The 20,807-nt window shown below is 39.0% G+C and carries 19 protein-coding genes; 6 read left to right on the top strand and 13 right to left on the bottom strand.

What is annotated here, in order from left to right:
- The first annotated feature begins 324 nt into the window (after positions 1-324).
- Complete coding sequence (fadR, locus tag FPK91_RS04295) at positions 325-1,041, top strand: fatty acid metabolism transcriptional regulator FadR (protein WP_144214134.1); 717 nt, start codon at positions 325-327, stop codon at positions 1,039-1,041.
- Positions 1,042-1,105: 64 nt separating this feature from the next.
- Here fadR and FPK91_RS04290 read toward each other — a convergent pair whose 3' ends face one another.
- The 4 genes from FPK91_RS04290 to sodB all read right to left on the bottom strand — a co-directional run bounded on the left by FPK91_RS04290 (position 1,106) and on the right by sodB (position 6,905).
- Positions 1,106-2,719 carry a SpoVR family protein gene (locus FPK91_RS04290; protein WP_144208470.1) on the bottom strand — a complete coding sequence of 538 codons (1,614 nt, stop codon included), beginning with the start codon at positions 2,717-2,719 and terminating at the stop codon, positions 1,106-1,108.
- An 8-nt stretch (positions 2,720-2,727) separates the two neighbouring features.
- A complete protein-coding gene (locus FPK91_RS04285) occupies positions 2,728-3,999 on the bottom strand; it encodes a YeaH/YhbH family protein (protein ID WP_144208467.1) in 1,272 nt (423 codons plus the stop codon).
- A 67-nt stretch (positions 4,000-4,066) separates the two neighbouring features.
- Positions 4,067-6,001, bottom strand: coding sequence for a PrkA family serine protein kinase (locus FPK91_RS04280; protein ID WP_144208464.1), 1,935 nt, complete (start codon positions 5,999-6,001; stop codon positions 4,067-4,069).
- Between the two features lie 319 nt (positions 6,002-6,320).
- Positions 6,321-6,905: a superoxide dismutase [Fe] gene (gene sodB, locus FPK91_RS04275; RefSeq protein WP_144208461.1), complete on the bottom strand. Its 585-nt coding sequence runs from the start codon at positions 6,903-6,905 to the stop codon at positions 6,321-6,323.
- Positions 6,906-7,139: 234 nt separating this feature from the next.
- On the opposite strand from sodB, the gene grxD reads away from it, so the two are divergent.
- Positions 7,140-7,481, top strand: coding sequence for a Grx4 family monothiol glutaredoxin (grxD, locus tag FPK91_RS04270; protein ID WP_144208458.1), 342 nt, complete (start codon positions 7,140-7,142; stop codon positions 7,479-7,481).
- Between the two features lie 162 nt (positions 7,482-7,643).
- On the opposite strand, the gene FPK91_RS04265 is transcribed toward grxD, so the two are convergent.
- Positions 7,644-8,879 (bottom strand): uracil-xanthine permease family protein, encoded by a 1,236-nt coding sequence (locus tag FPK91_RS04265; RefSeq protein ID WP_144208455.1) that lies wholly within the window; start codon positions 8,877-8,879, stop codon positions 7,644-7,646.
- Between the two features lie 229 nt (positions 8,880-9,108).
- Between FPK91_RS04265 and FPK91_RS04260 the strand changes: the two genes are divergently transcribed.
- Together FPK91_RS04260 and hda are read left to right on the top strand one after the other, a co-directional pair.
- The gene (locus FPK91_RS04260) at positions 9,109-10,197 is read left to right on the top strand and encodes a DUF2066 domain-containing protein (RefSeq protein ID WP_158638061.1); all 1,089 of its coding nucleotides are present in this window, start codon (positions 9,109-9,111) and stop codon (positions 10,195-10,197) included.
- A 53-nt stretch (positions 10,198-10,250) separates the two neighbouring features.
- Positions 10,251-10,961 (top strand): DnaA inactivator Hda, encoded by a 711-nt coding sequence (gene hda / locus FPK91_RS04255; RefSeq protein WP_144208448.1) that lies wholly within the window; start codon positions 10,251-10,253, stop codon positions 10,959-10,961.
- Between the two features lie 117 nt (positions 10,962-11,078).
- Here hda and FPK91_RS04250 read toward each other — a convergent pair whose 3' ends face one another.
- The 4 genes from FPK91_RS04250 to bepA all read right to left on the bottom strand — a co-directional run bounded on the left by FPK91_RS04250 (position 11,079) and on the right by bepA (position 15,538).
- On the bottom strand, positions 11,079-13,031 hold the full coding sequence (locus FPK91_RS04250) for a hypothetical protein (RefSeq protein ID WP_144208445.1): 1,953 nt from the start codon (positions 13,029-13,031) through the stop codon (positions 11,079-11,081).
- A gap of 198 nt (positions 13,032-13,229) precedes the next feature.
- On the bottom strand, positions 13,230-13,604 hold the full coding sequence (locus FPK91_RS04245) for a DUF2069 domain-containing protein (RefSeq protein WP_144208441.1): 375 nt from the start codon (positions 13,602-13,604) through the stop codon (positions 13,230-13,232).
- Positions 13,605-13,612: 8 nt separating this feature from the next.
- A complete protein-coding gene (gene arsC / locus FPK91_RS04240; protein WP_144208438.1) occupies positions 13,613-13,963 on the bottom strand; it encodes an arsenate reductase (glutaredoxin) in 351 nt (116 codons plus the stop codon).
- A 105-nt stretch (positions 13,964-14,068) separates the two neighbouring features.
- Entirely contained in the window at positions 14,069-15,538 is a 1,470-nt protein-coding gene (gene bepA, locus FPK91_RS04235; RefSeq protein WP_227006683.1) for a beta-barrel assembly-enhancing protease, read from the bottom strand.
- Positions 15,539-15,665: 127 nt separating this feature from the next.
- On the opposite strand from bepA, the gene FPK91_RS04230 reads away from it, so the two are divergent.
- Both FPK91_RS04230 and FPK91_RS04225 read left to right on the top strand, forming a co-directional pair.
- Entirely contained in the window at positions 15,666-15,899 is a 234-nt protein-coding gene (locus tag FPK91_RS04230) for a sulfurtransferase TusA family protein (RefSeq protein WP_144208435.1), read from the top strand.
- A gap of 78 nt (positions 15,900-15,977) precedes the next feature.
- The gene (locus tag FPK91_RS04225; protein ID WP_144208432.1) at positions 15,978-17,072 is read left to right on the top strand and encodes an AI-2E family transporter; all 1,095 of its coding nucleotides are present in this window, start codon (positions 15,978-15,980) and stop codon (positions 17,070-17,072) included.
- Positions 17,073-17,230: 158 nt separating this feature from the next.
- On the opposite strand, the gene FPK91_RS04220 is transcribed toward FPK91_RS04225, so the two are convergent.
- The 4 genes from FPK91_RS04220 to kdnA all read right to left on the bottom strand — a co-directional run bounded on the left by FPK91_RS04220 (position 17,231) and on the right by kdnA (position 20,658).
- Positions 17,231-17,440: a DUF2897 family protein gene (locus FPK91_RS04220; RefSeq protein ID WP_144208429.1), complete on the bottom strand. Its 210-nt coding sequence runs from the start codon at positions 17,438-17,440 to the stop codon at positions 17,231-17,233.
- 39 nt (positions 17,441-17,479) lie between these two features.
- On the bottom strand, positions 17,480-18,217 hold the full coding sequence (gene kdsB / locus FPK91_RS04215) for an 8-amino-3,8-dideoxy-manno-octulosonate cytidylyltransferase KdsB (protein ID WP_144208426.1): 738 nt from the start codon (positions 18,215-18,217) through the stop codon (positions 17,480-17,482).
- Between the two features lie 70 nt (positions 18,218-18,287).
- On the bottom strand, positions 18,288-19,358 hold the full coding sequence (gene kdnB / locus FPK91_RS04210) for a 3-deoxy-alpha-D-manno-octulosonate 8-oxidase KdnB (RefSeq protein ID WP_144208423.1): 1,071 nt from the start codon (positions 19,356-19,358) through the stop codon (positions 18,288-18,290).
- 115 nt (positions 19,359-19,473) lie between these two features.
- Positions 19,474-20,658 carry an 8-amino-3,8-dideoxy-alpha-D-manno-octulosonate transaminase KdnA gene (gene kdnA / locus FPK91_RS04205; RefSeq protein ID WP_144208420.1) on the bottom strand — a complete coding sequence of 395 codons (1,185 nt, stop codon included), beginning with the start codon at positions 20,656-20,658 and terminating at the stop codon, positions 19,474-19,476.
- Positions 20,659-20,807 lie beyond the last annotated feature (149 nt).

The raw sequence follows: 20,807 nt of genomic DNA, 5'->3' as shown, positions 1-20,807 counted from the left end.
ATGTCATCACCTACAATTAAGACACTTACTTCTTGTGCTTTTTAATTTGTTATTTTCAAAATTCGTTAGCTGTATCGCTAACTAACATCCCTAAAGTTTGGCGCGTAGTTTAGCGCAAACGCAATCGCATTGTAATCCTAGAAAATCTTTCGTTCGACAAAAATCTAACGAATATAACTGTCTGCTCACATTCTTTATCTTTATTGGTGAATAAACAATCAAGAACAACATCAAAATAGCGGTTTAATACCTATCGATAGTGTGTATTTATATTTCCTCTGGTATGATCAGTTATTGGTTTACCACGGGATATTAAAGTTGACAATTATCAATGCAAAAGGTCCTGCAAGTTTTGCAGAGAAGTATATCGTCCGTTCTATTTGGGAAAATAAATTTCCACCAGGTTCTATTTTACCTGCAGAACGCGAACTGTCAGAACTGATTGGTGTTACCAGAACAACATTAAGAGAAGTTTTACAGCGCTTGGCTCGTGATGGTTGGTTAAAAATTCAACATGGCAAGCCGACTCAAGTCAATAACTTTTGGGAAACCTCTGGGCTTAATATTTTAGAGACGATTGCAGACCTAAACCCTGAAGGGTTTCCTGTATTAGTTGATCAGTTATTATCTGCTAGAGCAAGCGTCAGCATAATATATTTTCGTGGTGCGATTAAAAATAATCCAGAAAAAGCACAACAGATATTAGCTAAAATTCATCAATTAGAAGATACAGCTGAAGCATATGCTGACTATGATTATGAATTACACCATACGCTTGCTTTCTCATCAGGTAATCCTTTATACGTACTCATTTTAAATGGTTTTAAAGGACTGTATAGCAGAGTTGGTCGTTATTACTTTTCAAGTGAAGAAGCCCGCGCTATTTCTTTAGACTTTTATAAAAAGTTAGAAGTTCTGGCTGCTGAGCATAACTATTCAGAAGTTAATTCGTTGATGAAAACAAATGGGATTAACAGTGGCACCATGTGGTTGAAGTTACGTGATGATATGCCCGCTGAAATTGCTATCAGTAACAAGTAAAGTTTAAAAATTTTAAAAAACCAACCTTCAGGTTGGTTTTTTTATCGCTAAAATTCACTGTCGTTTACATTGTTGTCATTTGGGAGTCTTTTTCTTGAGGAGGACATTGCGATAATTTAACAATATCCCCTGTTTCATCCAGTCGCTCCAAACTGACATTAAACCCCCAGAGACGATGAAGATGCTTTAATACTTCTTCATGGTTATCATTTAGTGGGATCCGTTTGTTCGGAATAAATCTGAGTGTTAAAGAGCGATCGCCGTTGATGTCTACCCGTTGTACTTGGATATTAGGTTCCAAATTCGATAAATTATATTGCTGTGATAATTTTTCTCTTATTTGGTGATACCCGCTTTCGTCATGGATAGCGGAAATCGATAAGCGGGTGCGACTATCATCATCTAGCACACTGAATAATTTAAAGTCACGCATGACTTTCGGTGATAAGTATTGGCTAATAAAGCTTTCATCTTTGAAATTCTCCATTGCAAAAGTGACCGTTGTTAACCAATCGCTACCGGCGATTTCAGGGAACCAATGTTTGTCTTCCTCTGTTGGGTGTTCGCAAATTCTTCTAATATCAATAAACATATTAAAACCCAGAGCATAGGGATTAATACCGCTGTAATAAGGGCTATTGTATGCAGGCTGTGCGACCACTGCAGTATGGCTTTGCAGGAACTCCAACATAAATCGATCGGTTACAGTACCGTCATCATATAAATGATTCAAAATGGTATAGTGCCAAAAGGTCGCCCAGCCCTCGTTCATCACTTGTGTTTGTTTTTGTGGATAAAAGTACTGCGCCATTTTACGGACAATTCTGACGAGTTCTCGTTGCCATGGCTCAAGCAGGGGCGCATTTTTTTCAATGAAATATAAAATATTTTCTTGCGGTTCTTCTGGGAAGGTATGTTCATCTTGCGTTTTAATGTTATCTGGATTGACTGGCACTGTGCGCCACAGATCGTTAACTTGACTCTGTAAATAACTCTCACGATCTTTTTGACGCATTTGTTCTTCTTTAAATGACACTTCTGACGGGCGTTTATAGCGATCTACACCATAGTTCATTAACGCATGACAAGAATCTAGCGTCAGTTCAACTTGTTCAACGCCAAACTTTAGCTCGCATTCTCTTATGTAGTTTTTAGCAAATACCAGATAATCAATTATTGAACTCGCATCAGTCCAAGTTTTAAATAGGTAGTTATTCTTAAAAAAACTATTATGCCCAAAACAGGCATGAGCCATCACCAACGCTTGCATTGTGATGGTATTTTCTTCCATTAAATATGAAATGCATGGGTCGGAATTTATGACTATTTCATAGGCTAACCCCATTTGTCCTCGGCGGTAACCTTGTTCTGTTTCTATGAATTTTTTACCAAATGACCAGTGGGTATAACCTATTGGCATTCCAATACCGGCATAAGCATCCATCATTTGTTCTGCAGTGATCACTTCGATTTGATTTGGATAACTATCTAATTTGTAAAATGCAGCGACTTTTTCAATTTCAGACATATAGGTTTCAAGCAGTTCGAAATTCCAATCTGGCCCATCACTTAATGGCTGCTTTGGTGATGTTTTAGCTGACGAAGGTATGCCTGAGTCTGCCTTGTTAGAGGACTCTTTACCTAGCTCATTGACGTTATTAATATTGCTATTTGTCATGCTCCCTCCTAGCTTGGCTGTTTCTTGAATAACTCACGGAATACAGGATATATGTCGTCAACTTCCTTAATGTGTTGTACTGCGATATTACCAAACTGTTCTTGAAGTCCTTCGTATTCACGCCAGAGTGTTTGATGTGCTCTACGGGTTATTTCTATGTAACTAAAATAACGAGATACCGGTAAGATTTTATCTGCTAGTAATTGACGACAAGCAGGGGAATCATCAGCCCAATTATCGCCATCAGATGCTTGTGCGGCATAGATATTCCATTCATCAGCAGGGTATCTCTCTTGTTGAATGTCATGCATTAAATTCAATGCACTCGATACAATCGTGCCGCCTGTTTCCTGTGAATAAAAAAACTCATGTTCATCGACTTCTTTCGCTTGAGTGTGATGCCTAATATAAACAACTTCTAAATTTTTGTAGGTTTGGGTTAAAAATAAATACAGCAATATATAAAACCGTTTTGCCATGTCTTTTGTCGCTTGATCCATCGAACCTGATACATCCATTAAACAAAACATCACCGCTTGGCTAGAAGGTTTCTCGCGTTTTGAATAGTTATTGAAACGTAAGTCGAAGCTATCAATAAATGGCACACTATCGATTTTTTTCTTCATCTCAATGATCTGCTGTTTGAGATCCATTATCAGCTCAGCTTTGGTGCCTGGAGTATTTTCTAATTCGTCTAATTGCGCGGTAAGTTCAGCGAGTTTTTTCTTTTTACCCGCTGTCATGGCAATTCTTCGAGCCAATGATGAGCGAAGAGAGCGCACTATATTAATATTAGCAGGCACACCTACGTTGGTATAACCAGCACGATAGGTTTCAAATTCCACCATTTGTTTAGCATTGGTTTGTTGTAAATCGGGTAGAGCAAGATCTTCAAATAACAGTTCTAAATATTCTTCATTTGATATTTCAAACAAAAACTCATCATTGCCTTCACCACTATTTGACGCTTCTCCTTGACCACTGCCATCTCCAGCTCCGCCACCTTTAGGTCTTTCTATTTGGTCTCCTTTATTAAACTGATCATTACCTGGATGAACTCGCTCGCGGATTCCGCCTTGGCCTTGATGGAAAATGGGCTCGCTTATATCCCGAGTCGGAATACTAATTTTTTCGCCTTTATCTATATCGGTGACGCTTCTTCTTGTCACAGCATCACTGACAGACTTTTTGATTTGTTTTTTATAACGATCCAAAAAACGCTGTCTATTGACGGTACTCTTACCTTTAGCATTGAGGCGTCTATCAATAAAATTTGCCATACACAACTCCTAATGGTCTTTGACCTTAATGAATAATAAATAATATTAAGGTCAAAGAGGGCAACAATTATGACGATTTACGCACTCTTAAATACCACTCAGAAAGTAATCTCACTTGTTTTTGGGTATAGCCTTTTTCCATCATCCGATTAATAAAGTCATCATGTTTACGTTGATCATCTGCTGACGTTTTCGCGTTGAATGAAATAACAGGTAGTAAATCTTCAGTATTGGAGAACATCTTCTTCTCAATGACGACTCGGAGTTTTTCGTAACTGGTCCATAGTGGATTATTACCATCGTTATTGGCTCTGGCACGTAATACAAAGTTAACGATTTCATTTCGAAAATCTTTCGGATTACTGATACCTGCAGGTTTCTCTATTTTTTCTAGTTCAGCGTTTAGCGCCGCTCGGTCAAACAGTTGCCCAGTTTCAGGATCTCTAAATTCTTGGTCTTGGATCCAAAAGTCAGCATAGGTGACATATCTATCAAAGATATTTTGACCGTATTCAGAATAAGATTCTAAGTAGGCAGTTTGGATTTCCTTACCAATAAACTCTACGTATTTGGGAATGAGGTAACCTTTTAGAAATTCGAGGTACTTCTCGCTCACTTCACTTGGAAATTGTTCCTGTTCGATTTGCTTCTCAAGCACATAAAACAAATGCACTGGATTAGCGGCTATTTCATTGTCATCAAAATTAAATACTCTGGATAATATTTTGAATGCAAAACGGGTTGATAACCCTTGCATGCCTTCGTCAACACCTGCGTAATCACGATACTCTTGGTATGACTTGGCTTTAGGATCGGTGTCTTTTAGGGTCTCACCATTGTAAACCCGCATTTTTGAGTAAATAGAAGAGTTTTCAGGTGCTTTTAAACGAGATAAAATACTAAATTGCGCTAGCGTTTCTAAAGTGCCAGGGGCACAAGGCGCTTTTGATAACTCGGAATTAGATAGCAGCTTTTGATATATCTCCATTTCCTCTGAGACTCTTAAACAATAAGGCACCTTAACGATATAAACCCTATCTAGAAATGCTTCGTTATTTTTATTGTTTCTGAATGTCGTCCATTCTGATTCGTTAGAGTGAGCTAGAATCATGCCGTTGTAAGGCAGCGCTGATAGTCCCTCAGTTCCGTTATAGTTTCCTTCTTGTGTTGCTGTTAATAACGGATGCAGTACCTTAATCGGGGCTTTAAACATCTCCACAAACTCCATTACCCCTTGGTTAGCACGACACAAGGCGCCAGAGTAGGCATAAGCATCGGCATCATCTTGTGAGAAATGCTCTAATTGACGAATATCGACCTTACCCACCAAGGCAGAAATATCCTGATTGTTTTCATCACCAGGCTCGGTTTTCGCTATGGCTGTTTGATCCAAGATAGAAGGGAAGACCTTTACTACTTTAAATTTAGTGATATCACCACCAAACTCATGCAGTCTTTTTACTGCCCATGGCGACATGATTGTTTTGATATATCGCGTAGGGATATTAAATTCCTCGGTTAATAAGGTTGCATCTTCATCTGGGTCAAATAAACACAGAGGATGGTCATTAACCGGACTTCTTACTCCGTTAGCACTTAAAATATAAATAGGCACTTTTTGCATTAATGCTTTAAGTTTTTCAGCCAGTGATGACTTACCACCACCAACTGGACCTAATAAGTACAAAATCTGTTTAGATTCTTCTAAACCTTGAGCTGAATGTTTAAGGTAGGACACGATTTGTTCTATTGACTCTTCCATACCATAAAAATCTTTAAAGCTAGGGTACTGAGAGATTAGCCTGTTAGAAAATATACGACTTAGAACGGGATCTTTAGATGTATCAATGGTTTTGGATTCACCAATAGCCATTAGCATTCGTTCCGCTGCTGACACATATGCACTTCGATCCTCCTTACAGATTTCTAGAAATTGCTGTAGTGAATACTCTTCATCTAGTTTTTGCTCATAACGTTGCTGATAATGTTCGAATATGCCCATGAGGAACCCCTTAAAACTTCGGTGAAAGTGCTTGAGTTACAGCGCATTTTGATAGTGTCGCAAAAAGTTTTAATGTGAATTTTTATTGATTTTTAAAATGGCCGTTAACTAAAGTCTAGGTCAGGCTTTTGATATTAGCGAATGCTTGATAATAAAAAAGTTCAATAAAAACAAAGATGAAAAGTTGCAAATGCAACTATTGCAGAAGTAGGTATGGAAATAGAACGAGTGTTATTTATAGGATGAACTGAGAAAAACAGCATAAAAAAGGAGCCATTAGGCTCCTTTTATCTCATCTCATTTGAAACTTGTCAGGATATTAGCCTGCGAAGTTTGCGTTAACGAAATCCCAGTTAACTAGTTCCCAGAAAGCAGCTAGGTAATTAGGACGAACGTTACGATAATCAATGTAATAAGCGTGTTCCCAAACATCTACAGTCATCAATGAAGTGACTGTATCGTCAGTTAAAGGAGTAGCAGCGTTACTAGTGTTAACAATAGCAATTGAACCGTCTGCATTCTTTACTAACCAAGTCCAAGCACTACCGAAGTTGTTTACTGCAGAGTCAGTGAACTTTGCTTTAAATTCTTCAAAAGAACCGAAAGTTGCATTGATTGCTTCAGCAATATCACCAGTAGGCGCGCCACCAGCGTTAGGAGCTAAACAGTTCCAGTAGAATGTGTGGTTCCAGATTTGAGCTGCATTGTTGAATACGCCACCAGTCGAAGTTTTAACAACTTCTTCTAAAGTTTTGTTTTCAAATTCAGTACCTGCAACAAGACCATTAAGCTTAACAACGTAAGTGTTGTGATGCTTTCCGTAATGGAATTCGATAGTCTCTTCAGAAATATGTGGTACAAGTGCGTTCTTAGCATATGGTAATGCTGGTAATTCGAAAGCCATTAGTATCTCTCCATGGACTTAGGTTATCGTTTTATATACCTGTTGGTATGACATGCTCACTGATGACATTGTACTTAAAAATTTTGTGATGTGAATCATTGTTTGTTGAAAAATGTCGATACTGTCAATCGAAAAAATCATTTGCGAACAAAACCCTACAAACTGTGGGTTTTTGTTATTATGAAAGCTGGCGTACAATAGCGTTAGATTATTAAGTAGCACTTAGGAATAAAAATGGAAACAGTAGACAAAATTAAGCAGCAAATCACCGAAAACCCAATCATTGTTTATATGAAAGGGTCTCCAAAGTTACCAAGCTGTGGTTTTTCATCTCAAGTCGCGCAAGTAATGATTAACTGTGGCGAGCAGTTTGCTTTCGTTGATATTTTACAGCATCCAGACATTCGTGCTGAATTACCAAAATTCGCTAACTGGCCTACATTCCCGCAATTGTGGGTAGAAGGCGAGCTTATTGGTGGTTGTGACATTATCACTGAGATGTTCCAAAAAGGTGAGTTACAACCAATCATCAAAGCGACTGCAGATAAATTCCGTACTGAAGAAGACGCAGAATAAGCTCATTGATGGGGTAGTCTTTTTTGCGTTAACACATATGTTGATGTCAAAAAATAAGACTCTAATAACCATTAAAAAAGCCCTTAGTTTTAATCAACTGAGGGCTTTTTGTTTTCGCTGTTTTACAGTATTGGTTTACCTGAGCTTTATTGCTTAGCTGTTTTAATCAACAGACGTGTCGTTATCACTTTTTGGCATAGGTAATATTAAATTCATTACAATAGCCACTAAACCGCATAAACTGATACCAGTTAAACTAAACTCACCAATACCGAAGGCCATTCCGCCAATACCAAATACCAATGTCACGCCGACGATACTTAAATTTCGGGGTTCATTTAAATCTACTTGGTTTCTTATCAGGGTGTTTAGACCTACGGCGGCAATAGAGCCAAACAATAGACACATGATCCCGCCCATAACGGGTAGGGGAATCGTTTGCATCAATGCGCCTAATTTACCAACGAAAGCCAAAGTAATTGCAGTAATCGCTGTCCATGTCATTATTCTAGGGTCAAAGTTTTTTGTGAGGGTGACAGCGCCCGTGACTTCTGAATAAGTGGTATTTGGCGGTCCACCCAAAGCTGAGGCAGCAATTGTTGCGATACCATCCCCAGTTAAGGTGCGGTGAAGTCCTGGCTTTTTAAAATAATCTTTGCCAGTCACATTTGAAATCGCCATCAAATCGCCAATATGTTCAACTGCAGGAGCTATTGCCACAGGGATCATAAATAATATCGCCTGCCAATGAAATTCAGGCGCGGTGAAGTTGGGTATAGCAATCCAGCTTGCTTGAGCAACAGGAGTAAAATCTACTATTCCAAATAACAGACTCAGTCCATAACCGACTAAAATACCGACCAAGATAGGCATCACTTTTAATACCCCTTTTGCAAACACTGCAATACAAACAGTTGTTCCAAGGGACATTAGTGCAATGAATAAAGCAATATTGGGGTCAACTAAAACAATGTTGCCATCGCCTGTTTTTCCTAAGGCCATATTGACAGCCATTGGTGCTAATCCAAGACCAATAATGATAATCACTGGACCAACGACAACAGCTGGCAGTAACCGATGAATAAAGCCGCTGCCTTTTATTTTAACTAACGCGCCAAGTATCACATAAACAAAACCAGCTACCATTAATCCCCCCATCGTTGCAGGGATCCCCCATGTTTGTACGCCGTACATTATTGGGGCAATAAATGCGAATGATGAAGCGAGGAAAATAGGGACTTGTCGTTTAGTTATTATTTGAAATAACAAGGTACCGAATCCGGCAGTAAATAACGCAACACTGGTATCAAGCCCACTCAGTAGCGGCATTAACACCAAAGCACCAAATGCCACGAACAACATCTGTGCTCCCTGTAGTGGGATGAACAAGCGATTCATATATATCCTGTTTTGTATTAGCGAGTTAATAAACATTTAAGATAGGTTAATTTAAGGTAAATGTCTGTAATACAAATCAAGTTTACTCTGTTAATCGAAATGAAATTGACTGGCTATTGTAATTTTAGATGCAAAATTAATATGCTACACTTCGATCACTTTACTTTAGAGTGTGTTCTTTTTTGCCATGTTAAAACTTTTTCTACATTTCCTAATGATCAGTTTGGTAGTGAGTCTACCTAGCGCTAAAGCTATATCAGCAGAAATTGGCTTACTTGATGAAGCTGATGTTGTTGTGACATCCCGTGCACGAAAAGAGCGCCAAACAGCATTAAAAGAAGCCTTGTCTGCCGTGTTTGTCAAAAACTCCGGATTAGTGACAGTGCTTGAACACCCTTTAGTTAAAACACAGGTAAACACACCTGAGACATTATTGACTCAATATGGTTATAGCCAAGTTGACGATGAATTAATACTAAAGGCAAACTTTGACCATAAACGTATTATATCGACCTTACGAGAAGCCGATTTACCGGTGTGGGGTCGCCAACGCCCTTTGACTCTATTGTGGATGTCGATTGAAAATGAGGGTGACAGAGAAATTCTTGCTGATGCGTCAGAAACAGAGACTCGTCTACAAATCGATTTAGCGGCCAAAAATAAAGGCATACCCATACTGGTTCCTGTTATGGATTTGAATGACATCATGCAGATTAGTGTTTCTGATGTACGTGGTATGTTCACTGATGTTGTGGCCGATGCATCAAAGCGCTATCGAGCTGACTATTTTGCCATAGCTGATATGGATCAAGTGGGTGGGTTTGTGAGGTTCCAAGTGTCTTTATTTGATAAAGCCAACGAATCTGGAGTGATACAACCCTTAATTCATCATCAAGCTGAAGTGTTGAACTACGAAGAAGCAACAGAGCAGATTTTAACGACACTTGCCGGCTATTTTGTTAATCAATATGCCTTTTCAGATTCAGGCAATAGTACGCAAACACAATTATCTTTAGTTGGCATTCAAAGCATGGCTCAATTAGTTGAGATTGAAGCTTACTTAAGGCAGTTGAGCGCGATTAAGTCGATCAGTTTAAGCCAGTTTAAAGCCAATACTGTGACTTATAATTTATCATTATTTGGTGGTACTGAAGACTTGCAAAAGCTGCTTAATATTAATAAAAACTTGACCCAATTAGATTCTGGTAATGCAGAATTTACCCCAGATAATAACACTGGAACCATGCCTAAATTTGATAACCTTGATCCTAATCTACATTCTGATAAACCAGTACCGTTAATCTATCAGTGGCACTAGATTGAGTGTGTTATACTTACTTTAGATTGTTTTAATAATTAGAGAATTTTTGAGTGACCCAAAACTCACCAAAACAATTATCGTTACCTGTTTATTTACCTGATGATGAAACGTTTCAGAGTTATTATCCAGCAATAGGTAATGATGAGTTAATCCAAAAGTTGCAGGCTAGTGCAGAAGGTAGTCTCACCTCCAGTTTGTATATTTATGGCCCGGTGAAGTCTGGCCGTACTCATTTGATGCATGCTGCTTGTGCACACGCCAATGATCTTGAGCGCAGAACCTTATATATCCCCTTAGGAATACATGCGAGCATTTCGCCTGCTTTATTTGAAGGTATTGAATCATTACAATTAATTTGTATAGATGATATCGACGCCATTGCTGGTCACCCCATTTGGGAAGAGGCGCTGTTCCATCTATATAACCGCATTGAAGAACAACAAGATTGTCGATTAATTGTCAGTGGCAGTTCATCGCCTACTGAAGCGGGTTTTGCTTTGCCGGATTTAATCTCTCGAATGCAGTGGGGATTAATCTATCAGTTACAGCCTATGGCTGACGAAGAAAAACTGCTTGCTTTGCAGCGCCGAGCAGCAATGCGTGGCTTGCAGTTATCTGATGAAGTAGGACGTTTTCTGTTAACGCGAATGGCACGCGATTTACGTACTTTATTTGATGTGTTAGATAAGCTAGATAAAGACTCTATGGTGCATCAGCGTAAACTGACTATCCCATTCATTAAAGAAATGCTTCGATTATAGTCTAGCTACTCAATACACTATTTGAATATAAAAAAAGCCACCTAATAGGTGGCTTTTTTGTTATCTGTTTGCAGTAAATAGCGAGTTGTAAGCTTATTTAAACCTTTGACAAGTTATCTAACGCTTAGGTATTGGCATATCTCTATGTTCTCGTCCAATTTGAATTGCTGGCTTACTGTCTGAAATATTATTGGTGCTTTCAGTGTTAAAACCACTCACCTTAGACATAGTGCTGAGCAGGCTTGGGGAGATGTCGATATTTTCAAACCAGTCATCCCCAGCGGTCATATTAATTGGATCAGGCAGTCCATTGACTAACATCTTACCATCCACTTCCGGCATTATTTCATCAATTACGAATGCAGCTCTTGTAAGTAATTCATCTGTTCCAATCCTGCCTCTTTGACCCCAATCTACAATTAAATCGTCAACATCGGTAACAGCAACATCTCTTTGGATTTGATAGCGATGGCTCATAAAAGCTTCTTCAAATAGCATTGCGGCGTCTTCACGAGTAGAGGAGTAGTTATAAAAGTCATTAGCATGATCAGTTAAAAAGAAACTGGTGATATCACTAGGGCCATAAGCTTTTTGAGTTGCATTGGCCGTGTCACCTTGAAAGCTCACCCCGGCTAAACCGTACATTTCTGAACTGGTTAATTTATCAATATTTTGCAACTGATCAGAAACTAGTGATTTACTATCAGTCCTGCGGTAAAAATCGTCAATTAATGTTGGCCCTTGTAACTCACTGTGAGTTGAGCGGGGGAAAAAGTCGTTAGCATGGGCAAGTTCGTGATACATCAAGCTGGCTAAACGAGGCGTAATATCGTTTATTGTTCTTGATTGACGTACTTCGCGATCATAGCTTTTAGACACATAGTCGTTATTTTTAACATAACGCCATGGCATAATAAATTTCAAATCATTACCAAAATCGCTGCGATAATCTGGCGCTTCGTTAATGGTGTCTCGCTCAGCAGCCGTTAGCCAAAGGTATTCAGGGTCAAGATAAATTGCTCCCGTAGCAACCCAATAGAATGACGGTCTTACGTCATAGCTGATGACAACTGCTGTAACCGATTGCAATAATTTAATAAAATCACTATTAGGGTCTGCCTGGGTTAAAAAGGTTTGAAAATTTCTCCCCATCCAATCGTGAGACACAACGACTCTGTCCATTACATCAGCAATGGTTTCAGCGTCCATATCTTGCCCAATCAAGGGTAGATCACTTAACTGACAGGTCTGAGCTAATTGATTAGAATAAACACAGTTTTGAACATTATTCGCATAAGCAGATGTCGAAATAAACGGATACGTTTGAGCCACTGGCGCATCGAAATAAGGCGAGGTAATACTATTTTGCTTAGTCACTAAAACAAATACTTCGTCTGATAAGGTTTCACCTGCAAATTCTGCAGTGGCTTTTAAACCCACATACATATCTTCTGTTACTTCTGGTGCTGTGAAAAGTGGTCTCAGAGAGTTGGTTAAGTCGAGATTAATCTCTTGGCCTGAAAAATAACACCATTCGATATTGCTTGGCGTTTGATTACTGATTTGACTAAGACGCAGGCTCACGCCATTTCCTGCCACCGTTTGATGGTCACTGTAAATATTTAATTGATTCGTGGCTTCAATCGCGGTTATGTCAATATCTTCAGAGTAGCTCGTGGCACCATTGGTCACATCAACAGTGAAAGAATAATTAGCGGATTGTGGAATATAGAAAGCCAGAATAGGGCTGTTTTCTGATGTTAACTCTAAAGTTGGTCCTGCAGTTTGTCGCCACTTAAAGCTGTAATTAGCGCTATTTTGGTTATTAATCCCAGCAGAAATCGTCGCTGATTGAGTGGCTGAATATTGTTGCTCAACATTAAAGAATAACTCAGATGAAGTCTCAAGCTTAGATAAGCCGGAACTTGTTTCACAAACATTAATCGGTAATGAGTTATCTGGAATGTTGTCATCCGTTTCAGATGATGAATCTGAGCTACCACCGCAACCTGCAAGTAAGGTTATTGAGACAACAAAACCTGAAATCGCCATTGTTTTTATTTTTGACATTTACAATCTCCGCTGCTTATCACTACATTCAACCAAATTGCTGATTAATTAATATAGCATGGAGTTTTGTATACAAAAAGAAATTGAAACGTTTTGGTAACCTTTTGTTTCGTTTGGTGTAACTTTTTTTGAAGAAATAAAAAGCGCCCTTAGGCGCTAATGTATTTTAAAAAAGCACAACGTATTAATTCGCGTAAATTAACTTTTTGATTTTTTCTTTAAGCCTAATCCTAACTCTCTACCGCGAAGGCGAGCATAGAAAGGAAAGCCAACAAGAAGGGCACAAATCAATGCAGATTCTATTAACGCAAAATAGAAAGCATCTTCAGTGACATATAATAATGTTAGTCCATGCAGAAGGTAGAGGCATAAAACAAAGCTTGCCCATGCATAAGTGTAAGGTTTACCGGTTAAAATACCTTTAATTGGTAATAATAACGGCACTATCCAAAGTAGATTAAAGGCTAATGAGTATTCGCCATGTAACCCTTGTTGAATAAACCAACCTGTTAAAAGCATCAATAATGCAATATAGCCGATTCGGCATAATTGAAATAACGTCTGTGTAGTCATGGTTACTCTCAAAGAATAGCTAATACATTTTCAGGCGGTCTTCCGACTGCAGCTTTACCATTTGCAATGGCAATGGGTCGTTCGATTAATTTTGGTGTGTTGACCATGGCTGCAATTAATTGCTCATCACTTAAATTTGAATCGCCTAGGTTTTGTTCTTTATACTCAGTTTCTTTGGTTCGCATTAATGCTCGAGGGCTCACAGCCAGCATGGTTAAAATGGCTTGAATATCTTCTGCTGTGGGCGCATTTTTCAAATACTCAACAATGTCTATCTGAACACTTTGCTCTTCAAGTAGTGCTAAGGTTTGTCTGCTTTTTGAACAGCGAGGGTTATGATAAAGGGTTACTGTTGTCATTGGATTGCTTCTTTTTAATATTTGTGGGCATTTTAACAAAAAAATGAATTAATGGTTAGCAATCTAATAAGACTGCTAACCATTATTGTTTAAGTTAATGTGTTTTTATTTCAGTAAATCCAAAGAACGTTTAGCTTGTCTAAATTGACGTATTCTCGCTTCAATCCTTGCGACCTGAAGAGTTTGACCTTCTGAGTGGCGAAAAGCGTAGTTAAGTTGATCAATGGCGCCATCATAATTAGCGGCTAAAGCCATTGCCTCTGCATTGGTATAGTACTCTAGCGCTTTATTACCCATTTTCCTGTAGGCCTGGGTCATTATTTGGTAAGGCAGTATATTTTGCTTATCAAGAAAAATAAGATCCTCTAATAAAGGAATCGCTTTTTCTGGTTGACCCGCTTCAACATAAATATTGGCTAAGTTTGCTGAAACCACTTGAGAGGTTGGTTTAAGCTTATGATGATGCATCAACATCTTAATCGCGCCATCAAAATCTTCTTTTTGTGCTAACAAATCCGTTTTGGTATCAATGAAAAATAAATTGTTAGGGTTAGCCGCTATCAATTCATCGATTATGGTCTCTGATTCCTCAAAACGTTTCACTCTGAATAAAGCCAGAGCTCTACCGTATAGTGCCGCACTTTTAAAGGTATAACTGTCTCTTCTTAATTGCTTATCAAATATCGATATTGCCGCTTCATCACTGTATCCGGAAAAACGCACTTGAATTCGTGCTTTAGCTAATTGGTAATTAAGTTGATCTGGTATGTATCTATTGGGATATTGTGTTGCCCTGTTTCGCGCATCGGTAATACGTGACTCGGGTAATGGGTGAGTCAGTAACATTTGTGGTGGTGTAGTGGTAAATCGATAGCGAATAGCTAACTTCGAGAAAAAATCTGCTGCGCCGTTAGGATCAAAACCTGCATCAGCAAGAGTTCGCATGCCAATTCGATCGGCTTCTCTTTCATGTAAACGGGTGTAGTTGATTCTTGCTTGAGTTGACAAAGCTTGAGTGGTTGCTAATGCAGCCATACCTGCTTGTGGCGCTGCGATGGTTAATAAAATAGCGCCAAGCATACCTACAATAGTTGCTGTTGAGCTTTTTTCTTGTGCTTCTAATGAACGCGCCAAATGTCGTTGGGTTACGTGAGTTATTTCATGGGCCAGTACCGATGCCAGTTCACTTTCTGTGTCTGCATTTAGAAATAGACCAGTGTGCACGCCTACATGTCCACCAAAGAAAGCGAATGCGTTGATTTCATCATTTCTCAGCAGAAAGAAATAAAACGGCGTTTTAACGCCGGTCGCATGGGCGACAAGTTTATTGCCTAACTCTGACATGTATTGATTAAGCACTGGGTCGCTAATGATCGGGGCTGATGAGCGAATGACTCGCATATACGCATCGCCATAAACCATTTCTTTTTCTAAGCTAAAGGTATTTACCGCAGCAGTGCCGAGATCGGGAAGGTCATTATTAGCAAAGCTTTTTGCAATGCCAGCCGTTAGTAATAAGGTAACGGCTGTCGTTACTACACTTTTTGAAAATTGGGAAAACGATAATTTGCGCAAATGTAACCTTTATTATAATTATTTCAATTGGGTGGTGAGTAAATAGCGAGATGAGCTAATTCGAATCGCTTGTACTTTACTATCCTTGCTAGGATAATGGCCAGAGAATGTTTAAAGCAAGTTCAGAATGAAATTAATTGATTTAACTGCTTACCAATGCCCTTATCCTTTGGTGCAAATCAAGTTGGCATTAAAGAAGCTCCAACTTGGCGAATCGCTATCTTTCAGTGTCTCTGACTCTGGTTCTCGTCGAGATGTTCCGCAGTTTCTAAAAAAAATTGGTTATCAACTCCAAATAATTGATGATAATCCCAAATCATTGTCTTTTATCGTTACGAAAGGTAACAATTTATCGGTATAAATTGGCTGACTTAATGTCGGTTAACTTTTACTATTATTAATATGTTCGACGTCATTGGTGACACTTTTAGGGAACAAGATGCTCTCATTTTTAGGCGATTGGTATAAAGCGCGTTTTAGTGATCCACATGCGATTACATTATTATTTATTTTATTAGGTATTGGCTTATTACTTTATTTTGCCGGAGGCTTATTAGCACCATTGTTAGTGGCGCTTGTTTTGGCATTTTTACTTGAGTGGCCAGTCGCACAAATATCTAAGTTTGGTGTTAATAGGACTGTAGGCGCTTCGCTGATATTAGTGTTATTCATTGGCATAATGGTGCTAGTGGCATTTGGCTTGGTACCGAGTTTGTGGCGTCAAGGTATCGCGTTAGCAACCGATTTACCGGTTATGATTGATACGGGGATGCAGTCACTCAAAACGTTGAGTGAAAATTATCCGCAGTATATTAGTATCGAACAAATTGATGCGATGGTTATTGAACTTAAAAAGTTAGTTGATACACAGCATTTACTAGATATTGGTAAGCAGCTATTAGGCTTTTCAGCATCACTACTGGTATTAATGGTTTACGTAATTTTAGTGCCATTACTGGTGTTTTTCTTTTTGAAAGATAAAGACCAACTACTTAAAAGTAGTAAACGTTTTTTCCCAAACAATCGAGATTTAGCCCGTAAAGTTTGGTTTGAAATGGATCAACAGATATTTAATTACATCCGCGGCAAGGTGATTGAGATTATCATCGTTGGATCAGTTAGTTATGTATTCTTTGCTGTGATGGGGTTACGTTACTCGGCATTGCTCGGTGTGCTCACTGGATTATCAGTATTGATCCCCTATGTTGGTGCCACCTTGGTGACCTTACCAATTGCATTAGTGGCATTTGTACAGTGGGGCGTAAGCCCTGAGTTTGGCTATGTGATGATTGGTTACGGCATTATTCAGGCATTAGACGGTAACGTATTAGTCCCTGTTTTATTTTCAGATGCTGTTGATTTACATCCTGTGTTGATTATTGCTGCTGTATTAGTGTTCGGCGGTTTATGGGGGGTATGGGGCGTCTTCTTTGCGATTCCGTTAGCATCACTCGTAAAGGCTGTTATTAATGCTTGGCCAAACAGTAGCCTCTCGTCATTGACTGAAGTTAATCAAACTGACACTAAGCCTTAATCATTTATGGGTGTTTTCAGCTGATGTTCTTCTGCCGAGAACTCTATTTTACAACTCTACCTATGAACACTATTTAATAAACAAAAAAGCGAATGATTAAATCATTCGCTTTTTTTCTAAAGTTTCACCTTCAAGATAAGAGTCGTCATAAAAGCTATCTAGCTGGTTTTATCCGAACTTTCATTACTGCTATCTTTGGTCGATGAGGATTCATTAGCCTGAGACGGCTTTTTATCTGAATCACTTTTAGGTTTGGGATCACCAAATTGTGGCATTTTGAATTTAGCACTGTATTTGAGCACGGCTAAATTACTGGCAATAATACCCACAACTAAAATGATGATGATCCATACTTCTAAATCGTTCATGTAAATCCTTAGTAAATAACCAAATTTGGTAACCGCAGATTAATCGACAGCTAAACGTTGTTCACATTTACGGATATCATCTGGTGTATCAACTTCAGGCGAATCAAAGGCACTAATAGCGACTTTAATTTTATGTCCGTATTCAAGCGCACGCAGTTGTTCTAGCTTTTCCAAGTCCTCTAAACGACCTAATGGTAGTTTAGCGAAGGCATTAACAAACTTGCGAGTATAAGCATAAACACCAAGATGTTTATATACTGGGTAATCATCAGTATCACGGCCAAAAGGAATGCGTGAACGAGAAAAGTATAATGCATTAAACTCGTTATCAAAGACCATTTTTACGTGCAACGGGTCATCGATTTCTTGTTTATCGATGATTTCAAAACCTAGAGTCGCCATTTCAAACTCACCAGGGTGACGTTTAAATAAGCTAATAATTTGTTCAATTGAAATTGGATCAATAAGAGGTTGGTCACCTTGTAAGTTGATGACTAAATCATCATCAGCCAGTCCAAGTTGACTAATCGCATCGTTGATTCGGTCTGTACCAGATGCCGCATCAGGGCTGGTCATAACGACTTGGCCACCAAAAGATTCTACAGCGTCTTTAATACGATCATCATCGGTTGCGACGTATATATTATCTAATCCTTTCGCTAATGATGCACGTTCAAAAACATGCTGGATCATTGGCTTACCATTAATTGGCGCGAGTGGTTTTCCAGGAAAACGGCTTGAACCATATCTGGCTGGGATTAAAAGAGTAACTTTCATTAATAACCTACTTATCTAAAACGAAAAACAAAAGGGCTCTAATGAGCCCTTAATTTAGCTTTGAGCTTTATTATATACGACGGAATAAGTTAGTCAGCATTTCATCGGTGACTTTCTCTTCCCAGCCTTCACCGTAAACATTGTCCCAAAGTGGGCCCATGCTCTTAGTAACGGCAACCATTTTAGCAATAGTTTCGTCGGGTAAATCTTTACAGATATTCTTAGGTAAAACGATGTTATGTGTTTTCATCATTGTACGGAACTCTGCAACACCTTCAGGGTAGAACTCTTCAAGCACATCAAATGCTAAACAGTTACCGATACCGTGGTGATAGCCTAGAACATAACCTAAACCATAAGATACAGCATGACATGCGCCAACTTGGCTATAAGCGATACTCATACCGCCCATGTACGATGCCATCATTAGCTTGTCATCTTTTTCTTCATGGTTATCGACAAACACTTCACGACATAAATCCATCGACTTTTCAGCGAAGGCCTTAGCAAATTCGTTTAGGTAGGTGCCTTGCAGAGACTCAACACAATGGATATAACAATCCATACCAGTGTAGAACCACTGATCTGTAGGTACACCAGCGATGAGTTCAGAGTCCATTATGATCTGATCAAATACAGTGTAATCTGAGTTTAGACCAAGTTTACGTACTGGACCACAAAGCACTGCTGTACGTGATGCTTCTGCACCCGTACCAGAAACAGTAGGAATACCGATGTGATGAATTGCAGGATTGTTAATTAAATCCCAACCTTGATACTTAGCACTGCCGCCTTCATTAGTTAGCATTAGTGAAACCGCTTTTGCTAAATCTAATGTTGAACCACCACCAAGACCAATAACACTTACTGGTAACTTTGTATTGAAAGCTTGAACTTGTTCAGTCAGCGCATCAACTTGTTTTGTTGTTGGCTCGTCATCAACGTTGACATAAATGACTAAATCGTGATTCTTAGCGGGTACTCGACCTGCTAACGGTTTTTCTTGATGAACATCATCAACTAGAAATACCACAAAATCATTTTCAACTTTACGTTCTTCGTTTAGTACAACATCAAGTTGGGCAAATGAACCACGTCCGAAAATCATTTTTGGAACGCATTTGAAATTTTTAAAACTCATTACAACATTCTCCGTTGAGATTAGTACTGTAAGAAGTACTATCGCGCCGAGTTATCTTCGATAAGCACTAAAAATGCAGTCTCAAAGGCTGGCGCAATAGAAAGACTAATTTGATTTAAGCAAAAGCACGTTTGATGTTTTCAATACGCTGTGCAATCTCTTCTTCTGTCCAAGACAGTTTAATTAACATAGAGATAGTACGGCTCATGATGGCATCAGACTTAGGCGTTTGAACCTTAGTGTAATCTGGACGATCTTTGATTAATGTGATCGGCAGTGCAGCTGGAGACTTAAGCTCTTGGATATGTTTCCAGTTGTTTAGGTAATGCCAGTTGTTGATATACCAGTAGAAACAACCATCAACGCCATTTTCAGCCAACTTTTTATTGATTTCGATTGTGCGTTCTTCAGTCGGCATTAAGAAGGTTAGGAAACCTGCTGAATCACCTTCAGGATCTGGAATTTCACGGAAGGTTAATTCTGGAATTGATTGCATCGCATCTTTTATCAGTTTTTTATTGGTACGCTGAATATCGATGATTTTATCTAATTTACGCAGTTGAGCTAAACCCATCGCTGAGTTCATTTCTGAAATACGGAAGTTAAGGCCCATAATAGGGTGGCCTTCAGCGCCGCGATCGTTACCTACGTGGTCATGACCATGATCTGAGAACATATGAGCGTGATTATAAATCGTCTCATTGTTTGTGATTACAGCGCCACCTTCACCACAAGTGATGGTTTTAACTGAGTCAAATGAATAACAACCAACGTCACCGATAGTCCCCAGTGCTTTACCTTTGTAGCTGCCACCAATTGCTTGACATGCATCTTCAAGGATCACAAGGTTGTGCTTTTTACATACGGCTAAAATTTCATCCATTTTAGCCATAGAACCACACATATGAACTAAGTTAATTGCCTTAGTGCGTGGAGTGATTGCCGCTTCGATGCCTTCAGGTGATAAACATAATGTTTCATCAATTTCAGCAAAGATAGGGACTGCACCCGCCATGAATACGGCTTCTACGGAAGCAACAAACGTAAATGGAGGTACGATAACTTCATCACCAGCGCCAATACCTGCAGCTGCCATTGCTGTTTGCAATGCTGCTGTGCCGCTAGAAACTAAATGTGCATGTTTAGCATTCATCTTTTCGCAAAGTAGCGCTTCCATTTCACGGGTTTTCCAACGATCATTACGCATATGATCGAAGTTATAGCGGAAGGTAAAACCGTTTTCCATCACATCAGCGACTTCTTGTTTTTCCTCTGGTCCAAATAATTCAAAACCTGGCATGGAAATTCTCTCCTAAAAAATGCAGTGCGCGAGGTCGCGCTAAATAAACCCGCAGATTATAACTGTGTTAGTCATTCAATTGCATTAAATTTATGACAATACAGCCCATCGCTAGGCCAAAAACGGTGTTTGAAATCTCGATAGGCTTC

It is taken from the genome of Shewanella donghaensis (assembly GCF_007567505.1).
Lineage (GTDB): Bacteria > Pseudomonadota > Gammaproteobacteria > Enterobacterales > Shewanellaceae > Shewanella > Shewanella donghaensis.
Note: the sequence above shows the minus strand (reverse complement) of the source record. Positions and strands in the feature narration are given on the sequence as shown.